Here is a 25359-nt window from a genome sequence, read left to right on the forward strand (position 1 = left end):
GCTTCTCTTTTGAAGCTAACTTAATTATACTTCTAAACTTAATTTAGTCAAGCTAAAAATCGGTTAATTAAGTAATTTTAGTCAGATTAAACAAATCAAACTTGCGGTTTTTGTGAAATATGCATAAAAAATAGGCGGGGTGTTTCCCGCCTCCTGTCATCTTACTGATTCCTTTTCAATCAGCCTTCCCTCAACTATCTGAACTCCCCCCTGATATGGCCTGTTATCTATCTTGTGGGTTATCATATGAAGAACCTTCCTCGCCATCTGACGGATATCCACCTCATAAGTCGTGATCCCTATATCACATAGTCCCGGATAAAGATAATTATCATAGCCCACGACAGATACATCATCAGGAACCCCGTAGCCTTCTTTCCTAAGCTTATGGATAAGCTTAGCCGCCGCCAGATCACTATTGCATACAAAGGCCTCAGGCATATTATCCTTATCGGGAATCTCGAAATATTTATCCTCATCCATTCTGCCTGTGACCGGATCCCTGTCCATTATTACCATTGAATCCCCATAAGAATATCCATGCTCTATTTCCGACTTGATATAGCCCAGGTATCTGTCTGTTATCGACTCGGTTGAGCCGATGGTCCCAAGGAAGGCTATCTTCTTAAAGCCCTTATCAAAAAGATAGTTGGTGAGAAAATAGCTTCCATAGTACCCATTCGATATTACTGCATCGGCCTCTCTGTCAGTAGTCGCAAAATCCATATAGACTACAGGTAATCCGCCTTTTTTACGTAGGGAAGAAAGGTATTTTTCTGACAGATGTCCTATTACAACTATGCCATCTGCCCTCTCCTCGGTTACAAGCCTGGGAAGGTTTTGGGCCTGCTCGTCTTCCTTTGTTACAGGCTCCATAAAGGCGAAGCATCCACGATTGACCGCCTGTGCCGCGAGCTCCTTATACATAGTCGAATAGAATGATGAATATTTGTCAAGGAACCCATCAGATATGATAACTCCTATATTATATCCTTCATCGTTTCTATCACGCTTTGCTGACCTGGGCTTTTTCCTGTATCCCATCTCATCAGCAAGCGACTTTATCTGAGCTCGTACGGCGTCACTTACTCCATTTTGTCCGGAAAGCGCTTTGGATACAGTAACAGTACTAACCCCTACCTTTTTCGCGATATCAGAAAGTGTTACATTCTTTGCCATTGCTGCCCCTTTCCCTGTTTGTCGGCAGGCCCAACTGGTTTAACTTTCTACAAAATCAGTCATTGCTTTTTTGAGCTCTTCAAGCTTCTGATCTGCGTCACTTATGCTGTTTCCCTTAACTCCCATATAGAACTTGATCTTAGGCTCAGTTCCTGAAGGGCGGACACAGCACCATGCATCATCAGATAATTCATAGTATAGCACATTAGAAACCGGAAGTGTTAATTTAGTTTCTTTTTCAGTTAAAAAATCCCTTCTGACCCCGGTTTTATAGTCTCTTAAAGCAAGCACCCTATGGTCACCAAGCCGGTCTACCTTTTCAGTCCGCATTTTATCCATCATTGCAGAAATAGCCCTGGCGCCATCTTCACCAGCCTTTGTGATCGTAGAAAGAGTCTCTCTATAATAGCCATATTTCCTGTAAATGTCTTCCATCGCATCCCAGAGCGTTTTACCATGCTTTTTATACCAGCATGCCGCCTCGCAGAGGAGCATCACGGCTACTGGCGCATCCTTATCTCTGGCATAGGTCCCAGCCAGACATCCATAACTCTCTTCCATGCCAAAAATGAATTCATGGCTATTGTCTTCCTTGAAAAGCCTGATCTGCTCTCCTATATATTTAAAGCCTGTAAGAACCTCGATCAGATCAGCTCCATATTCTCTGGCAATCGGCTTTAACATATCTGTCGTAACTATTGTTTCTACAAGAGCTGCATTGGCTGGAAGGGTTCCAGATGCCTTTTTCTCTCTAAGCAGATATTCACCTATGATGGCCCCTGACATATTACCAGTAAAGCTTATATATCCTCCATTCCTCGTATCCTTACAGTAAACTCCAAGTCTGTCTGCATCAGGATCAGTTGCCAGAACAAGGTCCGCATCCTTCTTTTCAGCCAGCTTTAAGGCAAGCTCAAATGCCTTCGGCGATTCCGGGTTAGGATATGAAACCGTAGGGAAGGTACCATCTGGTTTTTCCTGCTCCGGAACAGTATATACGTTATTGAAGCCAAGCTCCTTCAGAACTCTTCTTACAAAAACATTGCCTGTTCCATGAAGAGGTGTATAAACGATAGTGAAATTGTCAGCCATTTCCCTTATGATCTCAGGATGAACTGACTGCTTTTTAAGCTCGGCTATATAAGCATCGTCCACCTCATAGCCAATAACATTATACAGGTCAGCCACCCTTGCGCTCTCCTCATCCATCGTCTTTACAGCGGAGAACTCATTAACCTCCTCAACACAGGCCATAATATTCTTATCATGAGGAGGAGTGATCTGTGCTCCATCCTCCCAATATACTTTATATCCATTGTATTCACGAGGATTATGAGATGCTGTAATAACAATGCCCGCAATGCAATGCAGCTTTCTTACTGTAAAAGAAAGCACAGGAGTTGGTCTAAGCGAAGGGAAAATAAAGCTTCTGATCCCGTTCGCGTTAAGGCACAGTGCTGCTTCCTTCGCAAATTCATCTGACATGATCCTTGAATCATATGCTATCGCAACACCCTTGTCCTGACCATTCTGTCTTAAAATGTAATTGGCAAGACCCTGAGTCGCCTTACGGACGGTATAGATATTCATCCTGTTGGTTCCCGCACCTAGAACTCCTCGAAGTCCGCCAGTTCCGAACTCCAGGTCTCTGTAGAAACGATCGTTTATCTCATCCTCATCATCCGAGATATCCTGTAATTCTCTCCTTGTCCCTTCATCAAAATATGGATCAGAAATCCACTGCTGATATCTCTTTTTCACTTCCTCAGTCATATCTATCCTCCTTGGATTTTAGCTTAATTCAACTTAAATATAGGCTAATAATCGTCACGTGTCAAGTGTTTAAATAATTTTGCCAGTCTTTTTATTTGACATATTGAAATACATATATCTAATTACATAGAATAAGCATACATTTTACACTAACAAATTATTAGTATAAAATGTATGCTTATTCCAAAAGTCTTATGGCAGATTGAACTTACTCAAATCAACCATGTCTCCAAGAGAAGCCGTAAAGTGATCTTTTGTTTCAAGAGATCTCTTTACACCGGGCGCCATCTTTCTGAAGCTCTTTTTATCCGAGGTTAGTCTGTATAGCCTGGCTGTATTTCTTGCATCCCAGAGAGCATCGTGCATCTGGCCCTCAAATGATAGTCCGCAGGCAGTGACTGCTCTGTCGAGAGAAACCGCCAGCTTTCTACCGATCGTTCTTGTAAAGATCTTCTGATAATCATACCAGTGAGAAAGCATGTATTTTACAGAATCAGTCTTTTCTATCTGCTTAAGCAAAAGCTCATGAACTATCTGACCACGGTCAGCGCCGCTCCATGCATAGATCGAATATACTTGTCCGTTTTTATTGCACCATCTGGAAAAATCACAAAAAGCCTGGGCGAACCCCGGAGCAAGAGCCAGAGTCTTCTCTGTAATCCCTGTCATGGCTTCCACAGTCTGCTGGATCTCATCTGAGTATGCCGGCCGGACATAGGACTGGAAGCTGTCGATCTCATCCAGTCCTTCATCAAGCATGACAGCTCCGATCTCGATGATCTCATGCCTGGCAATATCCCATTCTGCCGGATGCTTATTCCGGTCTACCGGTTGCATTTCGAAATCTACGAAGATGCTTATCTTTTCTTGTTCCATAATACTGTCTGACAAAATGTCAGCCTTTCTGATCACCTGCGTCTCTTCGATATCTTCCAAACCAGACAGCCTGTCTGTCCCATCCATGGAAAGCACACTGGATAGAACAGAATCGGGGAGTAGTGATATTTTCATCAAGCATCCTGTCATAGTCCGACTGGGCAAGGGTAAAAGGTCTTCCACATCCCTGACAGATAAGAGTTATAGTGTTCATATCATTCTCCTTTCCTGCATTGCAGATATTTCTCAGGCTAAAAGAAACACCATATAATGATACCATAAAAATCAAATATAGTAAATCTCAGGTTAAACCTCGCCCTTTCCGCTCAGATAATTTATTAGCTGCTGGGCAGTCCGTCCCGACATGCCTCCTCTTCTTATCTCCCAGACATTAGCAGCCTTCTCAAGCTCCTCATCTGTCATATCTATCTTATTTCTGTGAGCCAGTTCCCTGACTATCTCAAAATATCGCTTCTGATCCGGCTTTGAATAGTTTATCTGACATCCGAAGCGGTTCACAAGAGATAGCTTTTCCTCAATCGTGTCACTCTTGAAGATACCTGCATCCCCCTCGACATCATCTCTGTCAGACCAGTCCTCCTTTATCAGATGCCGCCTGTTACTTGTAGCATAGATCAATACATTACCTGGCTTTGTCTCAACTCCGCCTTCTATGACTGCCTTAAGATACTTATACTCTATCTCAAAATTTTCAAATGAAAGGTCATCCATATAGATGATGAAACGATAGTTTCGATTCTTGATCATCGAAATAACGGTACTTATATCCTTCATCTGATGCTTGTAGATCTCTATCATCCTAAGCCCCTGATCATAGTATTCATTTACTATAGCCTTGATCGAGGTGGACTTTCCAGTTCCAGAATCTCCATAAAGAAGGCAGTTGTTTCCTCCGCGCCCTTCTACAAAAGCCTCCGTATTTTCAACCAGCTGCCGCTTCTGCTCCTCATATCCTACAAGATCATTTAGATGAACGACCTCCATATTGTTGATAGGATGGAAAATAACCTTCCCGTCATCATCAGAGATACGAAATGCCTTGTTCAGACCGAACATACCAACGCCAACAGCCTTATAGAAGTCTGTCATTATGGTAAAGAATTCATTCTCATCCTTTGCCTGCGAAAGCCTTGCGCTTAGCTCCCTTACCTTGACAGAAACAGAATGATTATACATAAGATCCTTTTTTACGACTGCCTTATAATTGCAAAGCACTGTAAAAACATTGATTCCCAGAGCCTTCTCAATAGGTGCAAAATCATAATGAAATAGCCTTATAGCAGCCCTGAAATCATTTTTTGCAAATTCATTTACCGATCCCTCATTGGCTCCGACCTTCTCACATGTTATTGAAAAAGGATTTTCGTCCGTTATCATAAGATACGTAAGGTAATTCTGCCAGAGATTACCATCAAAGCCATAATCCGTTGCAAGGGCTAATAGCCTGTGTACCTCAGTATAGATCCTCCTCTTTAGCTCTGCATCAGATGACCTGTTTTCATCATAGTCCCTGAATATGTCGCCTAGTCTGTACAGGATACTGTCATGAGGAATGTTTCCATATGAAATAAATTCCGCTATTTCTTTATACATTTGCGCTGCCTTTCTCTTTCTTTTTAAAACTATTCAAATATATTTTACCACTTCAGGTAGATAAAATGCTATACTATATTCAACATAAGGAGAAAACCATGAACACTTTTTTTGCAGCTATTGCCAGAATGAAATATATACAGCGCTGGTCGCTTATGCATTCCGCCAGGGAAGAATCCTTAAGCGAGCACTCCATGGAGGTCGCAATGATATCACATGCACTCTGTGTGATTGCAAACGCCCGCTATGGCAGACACCTGAACAGCGAAAGAGCAGCCCTTATCGGCCTCTATCACGATGCATCTGAGATAATCACCGGAGACATGCCTACTCCTGTCAAATACTCTGACGAAACCCTTAAAAGCGCATATAAGGATATGGAACATCAGGCTGAGCTTACTCTGCTCAATCATCTTCCTAAGGATCTCCAGGACTCCTTTCGGGATATCATCTGTGAGGATCCTCCTGTTGACAGTGATGATGATGAACGTTACATGAGACGGCTTGTAAAAGCCGCTGATAAGCTCTCTGCATACATCAAATGCATCGAGGAAGAAAAGGCCGGAAATCACGAATTCACCACTGCCATGAGGACAATAGAAAAAGCCCTTCACAAAATGTGTGAAGAGCTTCCAGAGCTTTCTGACTTTATGAAGGAATTTCTTCCATCGTATGGCAAAACCCTTGATGAGCTTATATAGACTCCCTCTTGGATATTATTGCCTCTCTTATGCCTCTGTGGAGGAATATATTGACGACCCAGAGTGAGATCAGGCCTAAGGCAACTCCCTTTAGTGTAAATCCATATATCCCCCAGTTTCCGAATGGCAGATCCCAGAGGACCTGCATGATAATCGGGAAAGCAACGGAAAGCGCACACATTTTCCCAAACTCATAGCTTTTTATAACTCCGGTCTCGGTAACAATTACCGATAATGCCCCACCACAGATAAGGGCCCAGGCTATATGACCTCCTATGCTCAAGAGGCTCTGTGATAAAAGCTTCCACATAAAGACTCCGGCCCGTCCATCGGAGAGATATCCAGATAGAGAAGTCTGACACACCTGATAAATACTAAATCCGGCTCCAAAGCAGGCTCCGTACCAGGCACCCTGAAGGACCGTGGCATTTTTACCTGTCCTCTTTATATGGTACATCTCTATTCCAAGCAGGGTAACAAATACCATCAGCTCATCTATTATCCCTGCAAAAACCGCATTAAGAACCGGTACTCCAATAAATACCACGCCTGTGATCCATGTCAGAATCAAAGACATGATGCCACCAAAGATCAGCGAATATACAGCACTCGTCAGAGGAAGCGTTTCCTCATAGATTCCATTGATCTCATTCAGATAAAGGATCACTGCAACTGGTATCATAGCCGAGCCAAGTATCATCTCAGGGACTATGGCACCCGCGCTTTTTGTCATGATAAACCAGTAGCCAAACAGAAGGAAGACCAGAAATAGCTTCCAGTAAATATTCAGATATTTCCATGGCTTCTCTATATCTGCAAACAGATCAAGAGGGCTGTTCCCTTCCCTGCCTGACGCCTTTGAAAACTCATATACCCTGTTGGATAGATCCTCCGCAGTATCCTTTGCAGAATGAAAGGCATCCCTTGCAGCTTCCTTTGCTTTTTTAGCAGTATCCTTTATTGCATCGTACTGCGCTGCCTCCTTATCAAGAGCTTCCTGCGCTGCCCTTAGCTCAGCTTGTTCCTGAATTCTCTGTTCATCAGCAATCCTGGCTTCCTCCATTTTGCGCCGGTACTGCATCTCCTGCTGTTGATAAAAACTTGGCTTTACTGTAGAAGAATCCTTCTCCTGCTTTATTTTATCTGTATCAGCCCTATCCTCAGTCGTCCTAGGCGGCGCAGCCGTTCTGGTCTTTTCTTTAACCTCAGTCTCTGCCATCTGAGGCCTTTTTTCAGTAGGAGTTACAGCCTTTTCTTCTGCCTCCACCTTTTCTATTGACTTCTTCGGAGTAGGCTTTATCACCGCATCCTTTACCCTGTTATCAGAAACAGCCCTCCCTGTGCTGCTGTTTTTATCCGTGGACTTAAGCCTTTCAACTGCCGAGGCTGCCTCTCTTCTATGCCTTGCGAGAGCGTCGGCGGCGTCCTTTTTTTCAAGAAAAGCTACAAATCCATCCGGATTGCTTTTTATCCTTTCTATAGTAAACTCATCTACTGGAAATTTTCCCTGGATTATATCCCCAGTGAAAATATCAGTACAAGGGACATCCCTGCCAGTAAAGACACCAATAAGCCGGCCTATAAACTTCTTACCATAATCGCTCACCAGCAGATTATCCTTCTTCTGCATCAGTAGAACAGCCCTGATCTGTTCCCTGTCATCCATGTCAAGTCTTCCGGCAAGATGAACGATAATGTCTAAATCATGTGATACTGCATCTCTGTCAAACATAATAAACCCCTTGAGATAATTACCCTGTCGGACTATTATAACTCAAGTGACTGTCATTTGTAAATCAGTTATTCTTCTTCAACATGCTCTCGTCCAACATCCAGAATCGAATGAACATGCTCATCTGCAAGAAAGTAGAAGATCTGTTTGCCATCCCTGCGTGAATCTATAAGCTTATTGGTCTTTAGTATCCTCAGCTGATGAGAAACAGCCGACGCAGTCATATTTAACGCATCGGCTATATCGGTAACCGACTGTTCCTGGTCAAAAAGTGTGAAGAGGATCCTGACCCTTGTCGAATCGCCAAACACCTTAAAAAGCTCAGCAAGATCTGCCATCTCATTCTCATCAGGTAAATTACAGTCTTTTCTCATGATCCCTTTCTTCCTGCTTTGTAGCTTAATGTCCTTGCAGAATTGGCAATGCATATAAGCAGAACGCCTGTATCACCAAAAACAGCAAGCCACATAGGGGCTAGTCCTATGGCTGCAAGCACCAGAATAGCCACCTTTACCGCAATAGCTATAACGATATTTTCCTTGGCTATCCTTATAGTACGCCTTGATATCTTTATACCGCGGGCTATTTTGGATGGTTTATCATCCATCAGCACGACATCAGCCGCTTCTATCGCGGCATCGCTTCCCATTGCGCCCATCGCGATACCCACGTCCGCTCTTGCAAGCACAGGCGCATCATTTATACCGTCTCCGACAAAAGCCAGAGACCTGCCTTTTTCCTTTTCAGATAATAGCCTCTCAAGGCTTGAAACCTTATCAGGTGGAAGAAGCTCTGCTCTGTATTCGTCGATGCCTGTCTCTTTTGCCACAAGCTCTGCTACATCCTTTTTATCCCCGGTAAGCATCACCGTTTTCCTGACGCCAAGCTCTCTAAGCTCCAAAATCGTATCTGCTGCGTCAGCTTTTATAACATCTGAAATATGGATATGGCCTGCATACTCATTATCTATTGCAACATGGATCATGGTACCGGCATCCTGGCATGACTTCCATGCCGCGCCACACTCATCCATCATCCTTTCATTTCCAAGACAGACAGTCCTTCCATTGACCCTTGCCTGCACACCTCTTCCGGGGATTTCCTTTACTTCACTCACCTTACAGCCATCATCCTCATCGCCAAAGGCCGCCCTGATCGATGCTGCGATCGGATGTGTCGAATATCTTTCTACATGCGCTGCCAGATGAAGGAGTTCTTTAGCCGGGATCCGATCTGGATGAATCGATGTAACCTCAAAAACTCCCCTCGTAAGCGTACCTGTCTTATCAAAAACCACTATATCTGTTTTGGATAAAGCATCCATGAATGACGATCCCTTTACAAGAATACCATTCTTTGATGCTGCTCCGATCCCGCCAAAAAAGGCAAGAGGAACAGACACAACAAGAGCACAAGGGCAGGACACTATAAGGAAGGTAAGTGCACGCAGAAACCAACTGGCAAAATTAGCAATGTATCCGGTTCCGGTACAGACTCCGTATATACCGGGAATCACCAGGCCAAGAAAAGCCGCAGCCAGAACCACTACAGGGGTATAAACCCTGGCGAATCTTGATATAAACCTTTCGCTTCTGGATTTTGCTTTCCCAGCATTTTTTACCAGGTCAAGGATCTTTGCTGCCGTCGACTCTGCAAAAACCTTCTCTACACGAACCCTGATAAGTCCAGAGATATTCACGCAGCCGGAAAGGACCTGATCGCCTTTACTGGCATCACGAGGAGCACTCTCTCCTGTAAGGGCAACCGTATCAAGGCTTGTACTTCCATCTATTATAAGACCATCCACCGGTATCTTCTCACCAGGTCTTATCACTATTATTTCCCCTGCCTTTACCTCCTCGGGACTCACCTTAATAACCTGCCCATCACGTTCAACATTGGCCCAATCAGGTCTAATATCGATAAGCTGTGAAATTGCTCTCGAGGAATTACCCTCAGCAAGGCCTTCGAAGAATTCTCCAACCTGGAAAAACAGCATAACAAAAACTGCCTCCGGAAACATAGGCTTACCACCCGGAACAAAGCCTATCAACAATGCTCCAACGGTAGAAACTGTCATAAGAAAATCCTCATCCATTGCTTCCCCGTGGCAAATATCCTCAAGGGCATCCCTGATCACATCATATCCTGAAGCTAAGTAAGGGATAAGATATAGGCAAAGCTGAGCCCACAAAGGAAGACTTTGCTTTTTACAAATAAAATATGCCAGTATCAACAGGCCCGTTGAGATACATATCTGGATGAACTTTTGCCCTGGAGGCATTTCATCCTCATCATCCTCTTCTATTTCATTCTCTGGGGCTTCTGTTTTTTTTAGCTTTTCCTCTTCTCTTTGATCCATTTTCATCCTTTCTACATAATACAGGTCGATAATTATAACGAACATTTGAACAACTATTCAAATATAAACTTATAATACCAGAACTATTCCTTTCTGTCAACATGTTTTTCTTGGTGAAAAAAGCCACGGCATAATACCGTGGCAAAAAGGGGAGAGTATGAAAAAAATTCGATAGCATTTCTGCTTCGACTTCTTTATAATATATGGCAAATGTGAACTTTTTGTGATGATTACATTAATTTTTTATTAATTATTATCCCATCACCCAGGACAGATAGCAGCTCTGACAATGATTGTGCGAAACATTATCATCCCGAAAATCAGCTCCCGTTAACTGACTAAAGCTCTCTTTCATTGTATCGCGTTCAGCCTTGGTCATTGTAATATCTCTTCCAAAACGTCGATATGTGCCAAAGCTATAGTTAACCGATTCATCGAGGCCAAGCACTGCAAGTGCTGTTTCAAGAGCCTGTTTATTTATCATACCTGAGTCACAGAGCTTCGTCTCAAGAGTCTTTGAATCCTTAGTCGGAACCTGAGTAACTATATCCTGTGGGTTTAAATAATTAAATATATTGGTGTACTTTTTTGCCTGCTTTTCGCTGATCTTCGCTACCTTAGGCGTTGCAAACGTGTATGCGAAGACATTTCCCTTGCCATAAACATCTGTCAGTCTTTTTGCCATAATATTGCCAACAGCCGCACCTCTGCTATGCCCAGTCACCCAGAAGCAGACCTGGCCCTTTTTTAGACCATTCTTTTTCAGAAATGCATTCAGCTTCTTATGCACCAGCTTCTCGGTCTTATTAAATCCAGCATGAACCATGGTAGTGTTCATATTACTGTCAAATCCAAGATCAAGGTTGCTTCTCCATTCAGCCTCGCTTGAGGTTCCCTGAAGAATAACAGCAACCAATGTCTTCTTTCCAATCTTTTTCTTAGCAAAGTTGAACGAAAGATCTGCGCTGTCATTGCTCTCTACTGAATCCCTTTTATTGGTAAAGCCACAGGTCTTGAGAAAATCCCTGATATCATTCTCATTGTAGACAGCCACCGCAGCGCCAGCAGACAGAAGTGCCAGCTGATCGTTTCTACTGGTCGGCTTCTTTTGAAAGAAAGCATCATCATATACTACAGAGGCATTCATTTCTTCATGGTCAAAGGCCCCATCTGGATACGAAAATGATACTGCTGTTCCGGCAAAAGCCGATACTGGCATTGAAAACGTAAGTAATATTGACATAAAAATCCCTGTTAATCTCTTCAAAGCTTCCTCCGATCTATTCAGCCAGATCATTGCACCTTACGACGCCTGTCATGGTTCATATAATACTCGGCCTTTTTCTTATACATCATCTGCTCCGCGTCAAGCTGAGCCCGTTCACGGAAGCTGGAATTATTGGTCCAACCCCATCCAAGTGAGATAAATATAGAATCCCTGTCGATTATATGGGATTTATTCTCCATATATTCACTAAAACTGGTCTGGTCGACATTTTCAAATATAATGGTAAATTCATCTCCACCTATCCTGTAGAGAGTTCCTTTATCAAATATATCCTCCAGGATTCTTGCTGCTCTGATGATGAGCTTGTCCCCCTTGCTGTGGCCAAAGGTATCATTCATATTCTTAAGGCCGTTCAGATCAGCAAAGATTACGCCCATAGGAATCCTCTTTCTTTCAAGCCGCATCATATCCTCCTCATATGCATTGCGGTTATTGATCCCTGTCAGCTGATCACTTCTGGACAGCTCTGTCAGCTGTTCGATCAACAGCTGGTTCTTGATCTCTGCATTAAGGAATAATGCTATTGTCTGCAAAAGGCTTTTAGTGCTTAAGAACTCTGCCTTGACATAGTTTTCTACACCAATATAGCCATTTAGGGTCTGACCGTCCTTCAGTAATACCTCGATGAAATTTCTACTACCCGGATCTTTGACACATTCCGGAGCGGTCTTCATCACAGCAGGTACGTCAGATATTATTATGACATCATCCTCATTTGCATATCTTCCCCACCACCTGACATTATGAACAGATTCGATCTGCTTCAGGGAATCTTTTCTGACTCCGGGACTTACCCACTCATGCACTGTCACAGTCTGTGAATCCCTTACCCTTCCGAAAAATATACGGTCAGGGTGTATCAGAGTACTCATCTCAGCCATTACCTGTGCCATCGCGTCATCTAAGGTCTTGCCCTGATGAAGAAGCTTGACAGCACGAATAATCACATTATCCAGCTGCACATTCAGAGCCAGCTGATCAGCCTGTGATATCTGTGGTCCAAGCCCCTGCAGCTTATCAAAATGCAGCCTTTTGAACTCCTCTATAGGTACCGGCTTCGAATAAAGATATCCCTGAAAGAAGGTGACAGGATATCTCTGAAGAAATGCCTGCAGCTCTTCATTTTCAACACCCTCTATGCATATTGCCTTACCACTCTCGGTAACTGAATGTGTCAGTCCGTTGATAATATTCTGATCTATCCTGTTGTCAAGGATATCCTTAATAAACTGTCGGTCGATCTTGACCTCGTCTATAGGCATCTTTCTTAAAAGATTCAGTGATGAATATCCTGTGCCAAAATCGTCCAGCGCGAACCTGATACCTCTCGTTCTAAGAGTTGAGACCTTATCGCGGAGCATGTTTTCATCCATGATACGGCATCTTTCTGTCAGCTCCAGACACAGATTCTTAGGAGAATATCCTGTCTCATCAAGTATATTTATAACTGAATCTGCAAAGTTGCTTTTTTCTATCTGGGCATACGAAAGATTTACGTTAACGACAAAATCAGGATCCTTCCTCGCGAAATCCCCGGAATCTATACAGGCCTGACGGAGAATAAAGGCTCCCAACTCAGGGAAAACGGTATCCTTCTCCAGTATGGAAATGAATTCCTCCGGGCTTACATCACCATACTTCTCATGATGCCATCTGATAAGCGCCTCCATTCCAGCCAGAGTTCCATCTGCTACGCGTATTATAGGCTGGTAACATAGATAGAAACCGCGACATCCATCAATGACGCTTTCTCTTATGACATTCAGTTCCTCAAGCCACTGCCTGTTCTTTTCTGATATACGATTATGGAAAACTATCAGCTCGCCCTGATGTCTGTCCTTGGAATCTGCAAAGGAATATAACATGCATGAATACATGGTATGAGCACTGACAATGTTATCAGATACTGTCATTCCACCAGCAGCCAGAAAAAGATGTATCCTGCATCCATCTACATCAAATCCCTGCTTACAGTCAAATCTGAGCTTATCATATATATCTGCAAGCTCTCTCATCGGCATGGATAAAGACCTTACTGCAAACTTAGCTCCTTCCATCCTGTAATATTCACATCTGTTTCCAAAATAGTCTCTCAACTTCTCTGCAAATCTGATAAGGACTTCATTTCCAAATGTATAACCATATATATCATTTACTTCAGTAAATCTGGTAGCCCCTATCAGAAGTACGTCAGTTACCTTGTCCTTATCCACACCGGCCTTTATATCATTAAAGAATGCATACAGATTAGGAAGTCCTGTAACAGTATCGATCCTGTTCTGTATACCGATATTCATTACCAGGCCTGCGATATACGCTGATTCCCCATCCTCATCGGTAACCAGAGAGGCTGATACTTCACAATTTACATAGCTTCCATTCTTATCCTTCATCCTGCATTTACACAGCATTTTTTCGGACTTATGACCGCGAAGCTCCTCCATCCTCTTCATGAACTCAACCCGGTCCTCTGGATGCATGCGCATGATCCAGTCCTGTTCTCCCTGTGAGACAACATCACCTGAAAGGCCAAAAAAATCAACAGCAGTTCTACACCATCTGATATTCTTATTCCTTTCGTCCATAACGAAGAGATAGCGCCCGTCATCAGAAACGGTAATTGCCTGAAAAAAGCTCTTCATCAATGTCTTATCTTTAAATAGCCCAGGCATCAATTCCATGATCATAACCTCCTCAAATCGTTTTAAACCCGTATTTCTTATACTGTTCTACCCTTTTGCCTTCAGAGAGCCTGTCAAGACTCATCTGCTCGAAAGAATGAGACAGAGGAACATCTCGCTTTATTGTAGCAAGTCTCCTGCTCAAAAAGGCCATATCCCTGTCACGTATCAGCGCATTGACTGGTGTACGTTTTATTCCCAGAGCCTCTTTCCAGAATGACGAAAGAGCCTTTATTTCCTTATCATTCTTACAAGAATCGATTGCCTCATATACTCCGTCAATGCTGCCATACTCCTTAAGAAGCGGTGCAGCCGCAGAGCTTACCCCTTTAACTCCCGGAATATTATCTGAGGAATCTCCGACTATTCCCTTTAGATCAGGTATCATCGACGGATCCACACCATATTCTGCTCTGCAGATCTCAGGTGTTATCAAAGCTGCCTTGTCAGGTAGATTGAATTTCGTCTGATCGCAAAAGACAGATGCATATCTTTTCGTGATATCATCCGCTGCTTCCTGCTTAGTCTGGATAAGCCAGAGAAATGTATTCTCACTGATCAGCTGCAGATAATCATGATCCTTAGTTATAATGTAGGTTGGCATCCTGCTCTCATACATAAATGCCGCAGATCCTGCCAGATCGTCCGCCTCATAACTGTCGCTTGTCTCCACAGCATAGCCGATTTCTCTTAACATATTCTCCATATTAATAAACTGCTGTTTTAATGGAAGCGGAGTAGATCCACGGTTAGCTTTATATAATGGATATTCCTCTCTTCTAAAGGTATCCCGTGTTGTATCAAAGCAGATTACCATATGAGTGATCTGCTGCTCCTTTTCAAGCTTTCGCAGAGTCTTTGTCATTGTATACATCGCATTTGTGTACTGACCCTTGTACTGCATGATCTTGTCATAATATGCCTCCTTCTCCTCTTCTGTCTTGGCGAAAAGGATCTGCTTTGGCAACAGCCCATAATACGATGTAACAAGCATTGACGATCCGTCAACAATCAAAAACCTTCCCATAACCTTAATCCAGCTTTATTCCTGATAAAAGGCTGCCCAGGCTGGTTGTAGCCTCCACACCGGAAGAATACTCCCTCTCAGTTGATTCTTCCTCAGGCCTCTGCTCCGGCGCCTTTGGATCTGTAATCAGTCCTTTCATTGAGAGAGAGATCTTACCGTCCTTTATTCCCTTGATACGTACCTTTACCTTATCCCCTTCCTTTACAAGCTCAGATGGTGACTGTATCCTTCTTTCCACGAATTCTGAAATATGAACCAGTCCTGAGATCCCATCACCAAGACTGACAAAAGCTCCATATGGCATTACACTCTCAACAGTACCATAAACGATATTTCCCGGAAGCAGGGATGCTATTTTTTTATTCCTCGCATCTGCCTCCTGAGCTCTTATCAGTTCTCTTGCGGAAAGAATCAGCTTTCCACTCTCCTGATCAGCCTCTGTGACAAGAATATTGATCCTTTTCCCGACAAAGCTGTCAAGATCATCTACATATCGTCCAGAAAGCCTTGAAGCAGGTATAAAGCCTCTTATACCCTCGGCATATGCAACACAGCCTCCTTTCACTGCCTCTATGATCTCGACCTCTATCGGAGTCTTTGATGACATCTCAGCTCTAAGCCTGTCCCAGCCTAGGTCCTCCTGATCCTCGATCTTTTTCTGCTTTGCAAGAGATTCATTTATCTCCTTCTCATATGCTTCCATAGTTTCTTCAGCCATTATTATCAGTTCTCCTTAAAATATAACAAACTATTTTAATTATACTATCTAAAATAACTACATTCAAGGGAAATTTTTTCGCAGATGTCCGTACACCCTTCTTGCAAAAAAAGCGACGGGAAACCCCGTCGCCTTTATAATTCCTTATTTCTTTTCTGCACTCTCTACAGGAGTATTTATAAGATACTCAAAATCCATCTGGAGCATCTTGATCTGCTTTGTATAATTTCCAGGAGCCTCATCTATCTTACAGCCATAAAACCAGTTGCCATTGTCCAGATCCTTAGCCTGTTTTATCTTGCCAAACAGCTTAATCCCCTTCCAATTGACCTCCATCCAGACCCCTGGCTTGTACTTTCTGTCAATTATCACTGCAAATCCCTGCTCGCTTACGTCAAAAAGCTTTGCGTCATAATCATTCACCTTACAGCTTTCATTGACCGGATATCTTCGAAACTCCCTGTGATAATTTCTCGGGGTCTCTTCCTTCTTCCCGTATGTAAGATATATTCGTTTCCCATGATAATCCACAGGAAAGATCTTTACACCCTCAAATACATCGTTCGTACCTATTATAGAAATAGACGTTTCACCACTGCTGAAGTCAACAAAATCACCATATTCATCTGTTACAGGAGAAAGCCCAATCAGACTTCCCTCCTCAACAATAACAACGGACTTATAGATATGCTCCGCCTCCGCTGTCTTGTTGTCAAGTAAAACCTCTGTCCCTTCTTTTAACATATCACTTAGCATAATCGTTTCCTTTTACCAACCGTCTCTTATCTTATCCCATAGAGCTTAAGGTAATAAACCACGGCATCAGAAACAAGTCCTGAAAATGATGTACCTTTCTCCTCCGCAGCCTTCTTTGCTCTATCATACATGTCAGGGCGCATAGTAAGTGTGTACTGCTTCTTAGGCGTTACTACCCTTAGTCTCCCTCTATGAGGTCTAGCTTGCGACATTGCTTCTATCTCCTTTGTATGATAAAACTTATTATACATTTTAATTCAGATTTTGCAACTACAAGAATACGATTTTGCCTCAGAAGATCAGAGAGTCACCTCTATAATGTTATTCTCCTTAAGCTTTTCTACAGGAATGTAGTCTCCTTCCATGTCCTCACCATTCAGAATGAGTCTAGACACGCCCGACTGCCTGTGTTTTGGATTGTCTACTGAAATCGACAGATGACATCCTCTGAAATCCTTCTCGATCTCAAACGAATCCCAGTCTGAAGGTATTGACGGACTGATATGGATTCCATAAAGATCTGGTCGCATTCCACAGATTCCTTCTACACAGCCCACCATCATGGTACTTGCTGTACCTGTAAGCCAGTGGACATGGCTTCTGCCAAGATTAGGAGAATAACGCCCATCTGTAAACTGTCCATATACATATGGTTCTATCCTTCTGATGTCAGCCTGTCTGTTCTGAGCCGCAGGAGAATTTTCCATATAATACATGAATGCATCATCTCCTCTTCCCATTAGAGATAAAGCAAGTATCAGCCATCCCTGAGGCTGTGAAAATATACCTCCATTCTCCTTCATACCGGCATTGAAGATAACTGCAAGTGCTCCGTCAAAGGCATGCTCATGATAAGGCGGATCCATTATGACAGCTCCATATGAGGTATTAAGCTGAGTATTCACAAGATCCAATGACTTTTTACTCTGCTCCTCTGATGCAAATGTACTTATGACTGACCAGGACTGAGGATTCAACCACAGCGAAGCCTCCTCATCTCCTGGCTTTCCAATCTGCTGTCCGTCTTCCGTATAACCTCTTATAAACCTGTCCTGATCCCAGCAAAGATCCGTTATCTTTTTATGATATTCACTTATCAGCTCTGTAAGCTCGCCGACATAGGCTGTATCATCCCTGTCACTGGCCAGTCTCTTCATCAGTACAAGAGCATAGTAAAACTGGAAAGCTACAAAGCTTGATTCTCCATCGGCGCCAAGACGAAGACAGTCATTCCAGTCCGCCCACAGTCCTGCCGGAAGCCCATGGGGACCTAGATGTTCAAGTGAAAACCTGATTGCCTTTTTCAGATGCCCATATACATTATCACTTCCGCTATTGCAATATGGTATCTCCTTGTTAAGAAAATCAAGATCTCCTGTCTCAGCCAGATATTTATAGACAGTCGGAAAGAGCCATAAAGCATCATCTGCTCTATAGGTACCTGGGTAATCAGGATCATCAGGAGTCATTTCATGACCTGGAGCATGATCATATTTGACGAGTGGCAGTCCTCCTCCATTATTCACCTGACCAGACAGCATTAATTCCAGCTTTTCCTTTGCAAGCTCTGGCGCAAGATGAATGATCCCCTGTATATCCTGAACAGTATCTCTAAACCCAAATCCATTTCTCTGCCCACAGTATACAAAGGAAGCAGCCCTTGACCAGAGAAAGGTTATAAAACAATTATAAGCATTCCATGTATTTACCATTGTGTCAAATTCTCTGGATGGAGTATGTACCTCAAAGTGGCTGAACTTCTCATACCACCAGCTTTTCAAGGTCTTAAGCTCGCTTGCTACTACATCCCTTGGATGGACCTCATACTGTCTCAGAATCTCGGTTGATTCATCATTCATCTTCATCCCGACAATGAAACAGAAGGTCTTTCTTTCTCCCGGATCCAGAGTTACCTTTGTTGATAAAGCTCCGACACAATTACCACCATAATTCATGGCTCCGCCAAGGTCTCCCCTTTCAATCCCAATAGGATTATTATAATACCTATATGGCCCCAGGAACTCATCTCTATCTCCACAGTATGAGCTGACCTCTGCACCAGCCAGACCAATAAATCTTTCTACAAAAAGATTCCCATCACTTTTATTCCCTGCATTTCCTGCTACATCCAGATTTCCGTTTACCTGCTGACGGATCTTATTATTCTCAAACAGGGTCCTTGTAATGAACAGTGTATATTGCAGATTGATCTGGTCCTGTTCATAATTATTCTCATTTGTAAACTCACATACACCGGAAACCGTAAGATTCCTTGGTCTTTTCGAATGATTTTCCACCGATACGGCCCAGACCTCATATTCTGCGTCAAGCGGTATATAATAAAGCACCTCAGTATGGATCCCTGCATAAGCAGAATACATCTTTGTGTATCCCATCCCATGCCGACATATACTTCTGTATTCATTCAGGTCCTTAGCGACAGGCTGCCATGAAGCAGACCAGTAATCTGCTGTATCATCATCCCTGATATAAACATATCTTCCAGGCTTATCCTGCTGATTGAAGACATACCTCAGTATCCTTCCATCAGCTCCAGATTTTGCAAAGCTGTAGCCACCAGCATTATTTGAAATAAGTCCACCGTAATTTACTGAGCCAAGATAATTGGTCCAGGGTGCAGGCGTTGCTGGATTAGTGATCACATATTCTCTTGCCTTATCGTCAAAATAACCGTACTCCATTTCATTCCTCCTGATCGTATCAAGCCGGTTTTTTTCTATATTGTTTAAGATACTCTACGAAATCCTTTTCGTCAATAGGTTTCGAATAAAGGTATCCCTGCTCATACTGGCACTTTGCCTCGGTCTTCAGCCAGTTGTGCATCTCATCTGTCTCAACACCCTCTGTAACCATAGCAAAGCCTCTTTTTCTCATTATTTCATAAATTCGTGGAACCATCTCATCCTTATTCTTGAAATAATCCCATAGTATCGATTTGTCCATCTTTATGATCCTGAACGGAAGATTGGATACACGGATAATATTGGAGTAGCCTGTCCCAAAATCATCTACAGAGAACGAGGCCCCCTTCTCTATCAGCATTGTCATCAGCTTTAGCAGACGTTCTGTCGTCAGATTCGCTGTCTCCGTTATCTCAAAATTGATATAGCTTAGATCGACCCTGTATCTGTCTGCGATCTCGATCAGTTCTTCCGGAAGTGACGGCTGCATACATTGTACAGGTGAAAGATTTACTTCTATATAGTCTAGTCCAAGTGCCTCCATATCATTATCCCTTATAAACCTACAAACATTTTCGAAAACAATCTTTCCAAGCTTTAAGATTTTCCCATCCTGCTCGAACAAAGGGATAAAGCTGTCCGGATATATTATTCCCATCTCCTTATCGTAGATCCTGGCCAATGCTTCGGCTGAACGTATCTGCTCACTATGGTTATCATAGATTGGCTGATAATACACCTTCACACCTCCAGTCTTAAGTGACCTGTATATAGCCCTGCGAAGCTTCTGCCTTTTTTTTGATGCCTTCACATCATCTGTTGAAATGTTTTCAAACATTTTTCTGTCATAATCTCTGGCGTCCATTACATCATTTACAACAGTAAGCATTTCGCCGGAATATTCGATTCCACAATCATCAGAAACAGTCAGAATCCTAAAGCTGATATCAATCTGTTCTCTGTTATAATTTCCCAGACCATCAATAACTGTATTAATATTTTGTATGCACTCATCAAACTTCCTTTCATCAGTTTCTACCACCGCAAAAAGACCGCTGTGAAGATAAAATGAGTTCATATTCCTTTTTTCAAGCTGTCTGCCGATCAGACCAAGTATATTATCGATCTTCTCTCTGGAAAGCATCGAAAGCAAAGCATTATATCCCTCAACCTGAATAAAATACACCCTGTAGTGACATCCTCTCTGGATCTGCTCAGTCATATATCGTTTGAAGCCATGAGCATTGTATGACCCAGTCTTTATCTCATTGTCATTATCCGACTCTATATATGCGACATAAACTACCATCAGAGCAAACGCTATCCCACCACTGATAAGAAGTGTCCTTGAATCAATATAAATCTGGTAAAACAAGGCAAATAATGTAAGGAATGATGATGCATAAATGCTGTAGCTCAGCCTTCTTGGCATCATTTTTCTGGACCAGTATACCTTATATGTTCCCAGAATGATCTCAAACGCAAAATACGGAAAAACGATATAATCATAGTATCCTGACCTCTGATACCCATACTGATTGACCTTGAATATTATCCCTGTAAAAAGATTCAGGACAACCAGACTTAAATAAACCAGCATAGGAATATATGTGATTATCCCTGGTCTGAAATATTTCCCCATTTTTTCATATGCAAGTGAAGAACAGAAGATCCTGGCAAAAAAGAAATAAAAGCCCACCGCAATATAGAACATAGTATCCAGGAAAACAACAGTAGAATTATATCTACCTCTGGCATAATGATCCAATAGAGCAAGAGAAAAGTCTGACAATATTACAAGTATTGAAATATAAATCAAAATTTCAAAGGTCTTTCCGCTTTTCATCGGAAGAATCCTTACTGACTTCAGATTAAACAACAGAATGATCGATAATAAAAGCCCTGCTAACTCTAACTCATTAAAAAACAGCATATGATTCCTTACTAAACTACCTTCCTATGCATTTCTTTTCAGAACGGATTGATCTGTCCTGTCTTTATCCACTGCATGAATTTCTCCCCACACTCATAGTCTTCATTTCCATCAGTGAACATCTCTATTGTAACACCTAATCCAGATAAATACACCATAAATTCGCGATATTTCTCAGAATTTTTTTTCATTGCCTTATTCCAATATGCGGCAGACATGGCTTTTTCATCATCAGAGGTCGTCTCATCAATGATGGCTCGTGCTTCAACTATTCTGTCACCTTTTTCAGCTGAGCCGTCTGAAACCACCTGCGGATCTTTATAATGTTTTCTGATACAATCCCTGATCCATCCGACATAGTTTTCTATAGGGTTGGTCTGAGAATCCGCAAGTCCTACTGCTCTTTCAACCTCATTTTCGTCATGAAGTGATTCCTTAAGAAAAATCCTGACGTCGTCCTCCGTAAGACCATTATGCCCGACAAGCTTCTCCATTGATTCAGGGAGTTTGTTAAGTGACATTTCCTCGTATTGGTTGTTTGTTGCTTCAACCAGCTTCTTCTTCTCACTTATAGCTTCAATGACCTTTTCTCCAGGATTATTCCAGCTAATTATAAACTTGACCGCAACGATCTTGCCCCCGCGTCCCGCTGCTATCGGGGTATAATCAAACTTAACATCGCATTGTTCTCTGAGTTCTTTTCTAGCACGATCAAGAACTCTTCGCCTGAAATCACCCCATTCATTAAAAGATTTCTCGTTTGCAATCTCAACTATCCTGTCCCAGCTGGCTCCATTCATCTTTGCTTTTTTAACGCGTGCCTCATCCATGTTTACTACACCTATCATGCACTTAAGCTCAGACAGTCCATAATCCTTCACCCAGTATGATTTCATATCTCCTTTTTTTAAATGCCAGGCTTCAGATTTAATCAGTTCATATATCCTGAAAGAATAATCACACTTGAACCTGAGTACATTTGCAAGCGAATAACTTGTATATGAGCCCTTTATATTATAAATAAATGGTGCTATTTTTTTATTAAAGGTTACTGTAAATATTCCATTCTCATAATGGGCGTTTGTGATCATTGCCATAACTTCAAAATTGCCGTTGTTATCCTCTATTACCATCTGATGTCCTGTCATTGTCTTTGCAGTGGCAATTAGTTTTTTATAGATATTAGTATCTGATTGTCTACCGAGAAGTTTTTTGATTTCAGACGGATACAGCGTCGCTACAGGGGTGTCACCCTCCATAGTAAGTCTTGACAAAGCAATCGAAGTAAGCTTGTTCTCCAGAAGAGATGACTTATACTTTGCTGTGATTATTTCCTTGCCCTTCATAACCTGGGCCCGGGATTCCTTGCTTACAAGATCATCCTCTATTTTGTTTAAAGGCTTTTCTTCTGGCATTTTCTACTGTCCTTTCGTGGCCAACTCTACTTACCCTTTTATATAGAACCACACATTCACGAAATTGTCAAGTTCGATTAAGTAGATCCTGCCATGTTTTTATTGTTTTGATGGCGAAATCTACTTATACCCATTATCATGAAAAGGCACGATATCTTTTTTATTGTGGCATATTTTATCTATATCATGGCCTGAATCACTTGATATCAAGCTTGTTCTTTATTAATTGTGGCCTTTTTTACTCATTTAATGGCATATACTACTTATATGCACGCTTTATTTCCTCTCGTCATGGCATAAACTACTGTATTGATGGCCATTTTTACTCAATCCCGCTCTTCTCTTTGACTTTAGGCTTTAATCATGGCCGTAATTACTTCTTCTCTTACGAATAGTGGGTTTATAATGGCAATAATTACTTGATTTTATAGTATTTCCAGCTTTCTTACATGATTTTTTATCCTGATTTGACAGGTTAAGTATTTTATGCATGAACAATAAGTCATTTTGGCCACCATAACATTTTCCTTAAGTTATTTTTGCCATAACTTACAAGTCGTAACGCCATAATTATATAAAGCTTCTGCATGAAATTAAAGTAAAACCGGCCATAATAAAGCCGCAGATCCCTTATAATGACTTGATCTGCGGTCCTTAGTAAAAAACAAATATTATGTTGTTGTAAATATCTTAATAGTATTGCTTGTCTACATCCTGATGCGTTCGGGTTCTTTTTCAAACCATCTTTTCAAGGATCTGATTAATCAGTTCATTTTCGCTAATCTCGTATTTAGCTGCCTCTTTCTGAAGGTTATTTAAAGCCAGATCTGATAAGAGAAAGCCTTTCCTATGATTTCTAGTCTTTTTTCTGGTTGGCACTATATATAAAAGACCATTGTTGACATATGAACCACCATCATTTTCGCGTTGATTTGAGTAGTTGATGCCAGAATTATTTGTTTGAGCTCTAATTACAGCCTGGCTTTTCTCGTCATTTGACGCGGCTATTGATGGCTCATTACTTTTGGCCATTACTTCGCTGCTTCTAATGGCTGATTCTACTTGACTAGGCTTGTTGACTATATCGTCAACAGAAGTTTTGCCGTTTTCCTGGTTGATTGATGTATTATTTTTGCTATCTTGCTCATCTGAGTCTATAGCTGCTCTTTCTTTCTCTTCCTCTTCCTTTATAGAAGCAAAGATGTTACTAGATCTGTTTTTTGTATTCTTCATTTTTCCTCCTTTTTGATTATCTCCAATAGTTCTTTTATAAGGTTTGCATAGTCGATTGCTGCGTTACAGCTAGGGTATTCATCGAACAGTCTTACTTGTCTTGACTGTGCCTCTTTTATCTGCTGGCAGGTCCTGATTGATGTATTGAATACGTGAAAGCCCTGTTCCTTTCCTATTTCTGGAAGCTGGTCATGTACTATAGTGTCAAGCGCAGTTCGTTTGTCGTAAACGGTTAGCAGCACTCCATACACCTTTAATGAAGGATTGACGTCTCTCGCGTCCTTAATATTTCCCATGATCTGTGCTAGACCGTCAATGGCAAATTTTTCTGCCTTTAATGGTACTATGACTCCATCTGATGCTACTAAAGCGCTTGTCATGTAAAAACCTATATTAGGAGGAGTATCTATTATTGTGTAGTCGTAGCTATCCTCTATTTCTCTGAGTTTCTTCCTTAATAGAGTATAGTTCTTTATGTGTGCTGCGAATTCTCCTTCTATCCCTGCCAGATGAACATCACTGGAGATTATATCTCCGCTTTCTGTAGTCTGTATTGCTTCAGCTATACTACAACTTTCATGTAAAAGATCATATAAAGTGTTTGTGTTTTCCTGAACGGCTTTATATGTGGTTGTAGTATTACACTGTGGATCCATATCTATCATAAGAACTCTGTAACCACATTCCTGAAGACCATTTGCAAGGCATAAGGCTGTAGTTGTTTTTGCTACTCCGCCTTTCTGGTTAGCAATAGTGATTGTTATCATTGTTTCTCCTTATTATCCATAGATTTAGACTGTATTTTAGTATACTTTATTTGCATATTTATGTCAATTAACATTCGCTGTTTTTTTTGGTAGCTTTTGAACAGCTATTATATTATCAATTTAGTATGCCTATGACTTTACTATTTAATCTTAACTTTTATTAAAATTCTATAATTGCTTTTGGCTTTTTAATCTAATTCTAATTTGTTATCTAACTTATCTTCTTACATTATTTTATGATTTGTTAATTAAATTGTTAACATATTACAATTTGCTGTTTATATCTACTTTTTTGTCTGCATTATTATCTAAGTTAAGCTATGATTACTTCATTGTTGTTTTATTCTATATTAACAACTAATCTATATTTTATATTATCATCTAATTTATATTCTATATTGTATTTTATTATTCTATTTCATGTGACTTTGTTATCATTTTCTTACTCACTATTAAATTATATATCATTATGTTTATTTATTATTGACATCTAATATTCTTTTGTTATTATAACCGATTACATGTTAGCTTTTGTTTTAAAATACAGTGCTGATATTAAACATATACATTACATTAGATATCAAGATAAAATTAAATATCAA

20 protein-coding genes are annotated in these 25359 nt (G+C 41.4%); 1 reads left to right on the forward strand and 19 read right to left on the reverse strand.

From position 1 onward, the window contains the following. Window positions 1-156 precede the first annotated feature (156 nt). The 5 genes from ACTNCK_RS08620 to ACTNCK_RS08640 form a co-directional block, all read right to left on the reverse strand. Window positions 157-1179: a LacI family DNA-binding transcriptional regulator gene (locus ACTNCK_RS08620; protein ID WP_441082108.1), complete on the reverse strand. Its 1023-nt coding sequence runs from the start codon at window positions 1177-1179 to the stop codon at window positions 157-159. 39 nt (window positions 1180-1218) lie between these two features. Then, entirely contained in the window at window positions 1219-2952 is a 1734-nt protein-coding gene (locus tag ACTNCK_RS08625) for a phospho-sugar mutase (RefSeq protein ID WP_441082109.1), read from the reverse strand. Window positions 2953-3144: 192 nt separating this feature from the next. After that, on the reverse strand, window positions 3145-3828 hold the full coding sequence (locus ACTNCK_RS08630) for an exonuclease domain-containing protein (RefSeq protein WP_441082110.1): 684 nt from the start codon (window positions 3826-3828) through the stop codon (window positions 3145-3147). A gap of 19 nt (window positions 3829-3847) precedes the next feature. Next, on the reverse strand, window positions 3848-4042 hold the full coding sequence (locus ACTNCK_RS08635; RefSeq protein WP_441082111.1) for a hypothetical protein: 195 nt from the start codon (window positions 4040-4042) through the stop codon (window positions 3848-3850). A 92-nt stretch (window positions 4043-4134) separates the two neighbouring features. Beyond that, on the reverse strand, window positions 4135-5442 hold the full coding sequence (locus ACTNCK_RS08640) for an ATP-binding protein (RefSeq protein ID WP_441082112.1): 1308 nt from the start codon (window positions 5440-5442) through the stop codon (window positions 4135-4137). A gap of 98 nt (window positions 5443-5540) precedes the next feature. On the opposite strand from ACTNCK_RS08640, the gene yfbR reads away from it, so the two are divergent. Beyond that, window positions 5541-6143, forward strand: coding sequence for a 5'-deoxynucleotidase (gene yfbR, locus ACTNCK_RS08645; RefSeq protein ID WP_441082113.1), 603 nt, complete (start codon window positions 5541-5543; stop codon window positions 6141-6143). Here the strand turns inward: yfbR and ACTNCK_RS08650 are convergent. From ACTNCK_RS08650 to ACTNCK_RS08715, 14 genes are all read right to left on the reverse strand, one after another. Continuing rightward, window positions 6136-7875, reverse strand: coding sequence for a hypothetical protein (locus ACTNCK_RS08650; RefSeq protein ID WP_441082114.1), 1740 nt, complete (start codon window positions 7873-7875; stop codon window positions 6136-6138). The two genes, yfbR and ACTNCK_RS08650, sit on opposite strands and share 8 nt — an antisense overlap. A 68-nt stretch (window positions 7876-7943) precedes the next feature. Then, window positions 7944-8249, reverse strand: coding sequence for an ArsR/SmtB family transcription factor (locus ACTNCK_RS08655; protein ID WP_441082115.1), 306 nt, complete (start codon window positions 8247-8249; stop codon window positions 7944-7946). Beyond that, window positions 8246-10237, reverse strand: a complete 1992-nt coding sequence (locus ACTNCK_RS08660; protein ID WP_441082116.1) for a heavy metal translocating P-type ATPase — start codon at window positions 10235-10237, stop codon at window positions 8246-8248. Before ACTNCK_RS08660 ends, ACTNCK_RS08655 begins: the two co-directional genes overlap by 4 nt. 253 nt (window positions 10238-10490) lie before the next feature. Continuing rightward, the gene (locus tag ACTNCK_RS08665) at window positions 10491-11504 is read right to left on the reverse strand and encodes a lipase family protein (protein ID WP_441082117.1); all 1014 of its coding nucleotides are present in this window, start codon (window positions 11502-11504) and stop codon (window positions 10491-10493) included. A 26-nt stretch (window positions 11505-11530) separates the two neighbouring features. Then, window positions 11531-14206, reverse strand: coding sequence for an EAL domain-containing protein (locus tag ACTNCK_RS08670; RefSeq protein WP_441082118.1), 2676 nt, complete (start codon window positions 14204-14206; stop codon window positions 11531-11533). Window positions 14207-14219: 13 nt separating this feature from the next. Further along, window positions 14220-15233, reverse strand: coding sequence for a 5'-3' exonuclease (locus tag ACTNCK_RS08675; protein ID WP_441082119.1), 1014 nt, complete (start codon window positions 15231-15233; stop codon window positions 14220-14222). A 4-nt stretch (window positions 15234-15237) separates the two neighbouring features. Further along, window positions 15238-15951 carry a S1 RNA-binding domain-containing protein gene (locus ACTNCK_RS08680; protein ID WP_441082120.1) on the reverse strand — a complete coding sequence of 238 codons (714 nt, stop codon included), beginning with the start codon at window positions 15949-15951 and terminating at the stop codon, window positions 15238-15240. A gap of 144 nt (window positions 15952-16095) precedes the next feature. Further along, entirely contained in the window at window positions 16096-16695 is a 600-nt protein-coding gene (locus ACTNCK_RS08685; RefSeq protein ID WP_441082121.1) for a PilZ domain-containing protein, read from the reverse strand. A 38-nt stretch (window positions 16696-16733) separates the two neighbouring features. After that, entirely contained in the window at window positions 16734-16919 is a 186-nt protein-coding gene (locus ACTNCK_RS08690) for a hypothetical protein (RefSeq protein WP_441082122.1), read from the reverse strand. An 87-nt stretch (window positions 16920-17006) separates the two neighbouring features. Beyond that, window positions 17007-19409 carry a GH36-type glycosyl hydrolase domain-containing protein gene (locus ACTNCK_RS08695; RefSeq protein ID WP_441082123.1) on the reverse strand — a complete coding sequence of 801 codons (2403 nt, stop codon included), beginning with the start codon at window positions 19407-19409 and terminating at the stop codon, window positions 17007-17009. A gap of 19 nt (window positions 19410-19428) precedes the next feature. Further along, window positions 19429-21201: an EAL domain-containing protein gene (locus ACTNCK_RS08700; RefSeq protein ID WP_441082124.1), complete on the reverse strand. Its 1773-nt coding sequence runs from the start codon at window positions 21199-21201 to the stop codon at window positions 19429-19431. A 179-nt stretch (window positions 21202-21380) separates the two neighbouring features. Further along, on the reverse strand, window positions 21381-22757 hold the full coding sequence (locus ACTNCK_RS08705) for a replication initiation protein (protein ID WP_441082125.1): 1377 nt from the start codon (window positions 22755-22757) through the stop codon (window positions 21381-21383). Window positions 22758-23492: 735 nt separating this feature from the next. Then, on the reverse strand, window positions 23493-23990 hold the full coding sequence (locus ACTNCK_RS08710; protein ID WP_441082126.1) for a hypothetical protein: 498 nt from the start codon (window positions 23988-23990) through the stop codon (window positions 23493-23495). Then, on the reverse strand, window positions 23987-24757 hold the full coding sequence (locus tag ACTNCK_RS08715; RefSeq protein ID WP_441082127.1) for a ParA family protein: 771 nt from the start codon (window positions 24755-24757) through the stop codon (window positions 23987-23989). The genes ACTNCK_RS08710 and ACTNCK_RS08715 overlap by 4 nt, the downstream gene beginning before the upstream one ends. Between the last annotated feature and the right edge of the window lie 602 nt (window positions 24758-25359).

This window comes from Candidatus Weimeria sp. HCP3S3_B5 (genome assembly GCF_052064335.1).
Lineage (GTDB): Bacteria > Bacillota > Clostridia > Lachnospirales > Lachnospiraceae > Weimeria.

What these genes read in the sequence shown, in the direction of transcription:
- ACTNCK_RS08620 (WP_441082108.1), bottom strand. Translation starts at nt 1,179, where the DNA reads ATGGCAAAGAATGTAACACTTTCTGATATCGCGAAAAAGGTAGGGGTT.
- ACTNCK_RS08625 (WP_441082109.1), bottom strand. Translation starts at nt 2,952, where the DNA reads ATGACTGAGGAAGTGAAAAAGAGATATCAGCAGTGGATTTCTGATCCA.
- ACTNCK_RS08630 (WP_441082110.1), bottom strand. Translation starts at nt 3,828, where the DNA reads ATGGAACAAGAAAAGATAAGCATCTTCGTAGATTTCGAAATGCAACCG.
- ACTNCK_RS08635 (WP_441082111.1), bottom strand. Translation starts at nt 4,042, where the DNA reads ATGAACACTATAACTCTTATCTGTCAGGGATGTGGAAGACCTTTTACC.
- ACTNCK_RS08640 (WP_441082112.1), bottom strand. Translation starts at nt 5,442, where the DNA reads ATGTATAAAGAAATAGCGGAATTTATTTCATATGGAAACATTCCTCAT.
- yfbR (WP_441082113.1), top strand. Translation starts at nt 5,541, where the DNA reads ATGAACACTTTTTTTGCAGCTATTGCCAGAATGAAATATATACAGCGC.
- ACTNCK_RS08650 (WP_441082114.1), bottom strand. Translation starts at nt 7,875, where the DNA reads ATGTTTGACAGAGATGCAGTATCACATGATTTAGACATTATCGTTCAT.
- ACTNCK_RS08655 (WP_441082115.1), bottom strand. Translation starts at nt 8,249, where the DNA reads ATGAGAAAAGACTGTAATTTACCTGATGAGAATGAGATGGCAGATCTT.
- ACTNCK_RS08660 (WP_441082116.1), bottom strand. Translation starts at nt 10,237, where the DNA reads ATGGATCAAAGAGAAGAGGAAAAGCTAAAAAAAACAGAAGCCCCAGAG.
- ACTNCK_RS08670 (WP_441082118.1), bottom strand. Translation starts at nt 14,206, where the DNA reads ATGGAATTGATGCCTGGGCTATTTAAAGATAAGACATTGATGAAGAGC.
- ACTNCK_RS08675 (WP_441082119.1), bottom strand. Translation starts at nt 15,233, where the DNA reads ATGGGAAGGTTTTTGATTGTTGACGGATCGTCAATGCTTGTTACATCG.
- ACTNCK_RS08680 (WP_441082120.1), bottom strand. Translation starts at nt 15,951, where the DNA reads ATGGCTGAAGAAACTATGGAAGCATATGAGAAGGAGATAAATGAATCT.
- ACTNCK_RS08685 (WP_441082121.1), bottom strand. Translation starts at nt 16,695, where the DNA reads ATGTTAAAAGAAGGGACAGAGGTTTTACTTGACAACAAGACAGCGGAG.
- ACTNCK_RS08690 (WP_441082122.1), bottom strand. Translation starts at nt 16,919, where the DNA reads ATGTCGCAAGCTAGACCTCATAGAGGGAGACTAAGGGTAGTAACGCCT.
- ACTNCK_RS08695 (WP_441082123.1), bottom strand. Translation starts at nt 19,409, where the DNA reads ATGGAGTACGGTTATTTTGACGATAAGGCAAGAGAATATGTGATCACT.
- ACTNCK_RS08705 (WP_441082125.1), bottom strand. Translation starts at nt 22,757, where the DNA reads ATGCCAGAAGAAAAGCCTTTAAACAAAATAGAGGATGATCTTGTAAGC.
- ACTNCK_RS08710 (WP_441082126.1), bottom strand. Translation starts at nt 23,990, where the DNA reads ATGAAGAATACAAAAAACAGATCTAGTAACATCTTTGCTTCTATAAAG.
- ACTNCK_RS08715 (WP_441082127.1), bottom strand. Translation starts at nt 24,757, where the DNA reads ATGATAACAATCACTATTGCTAACCAGAAAGGCGGAGTAGCAAAAACA.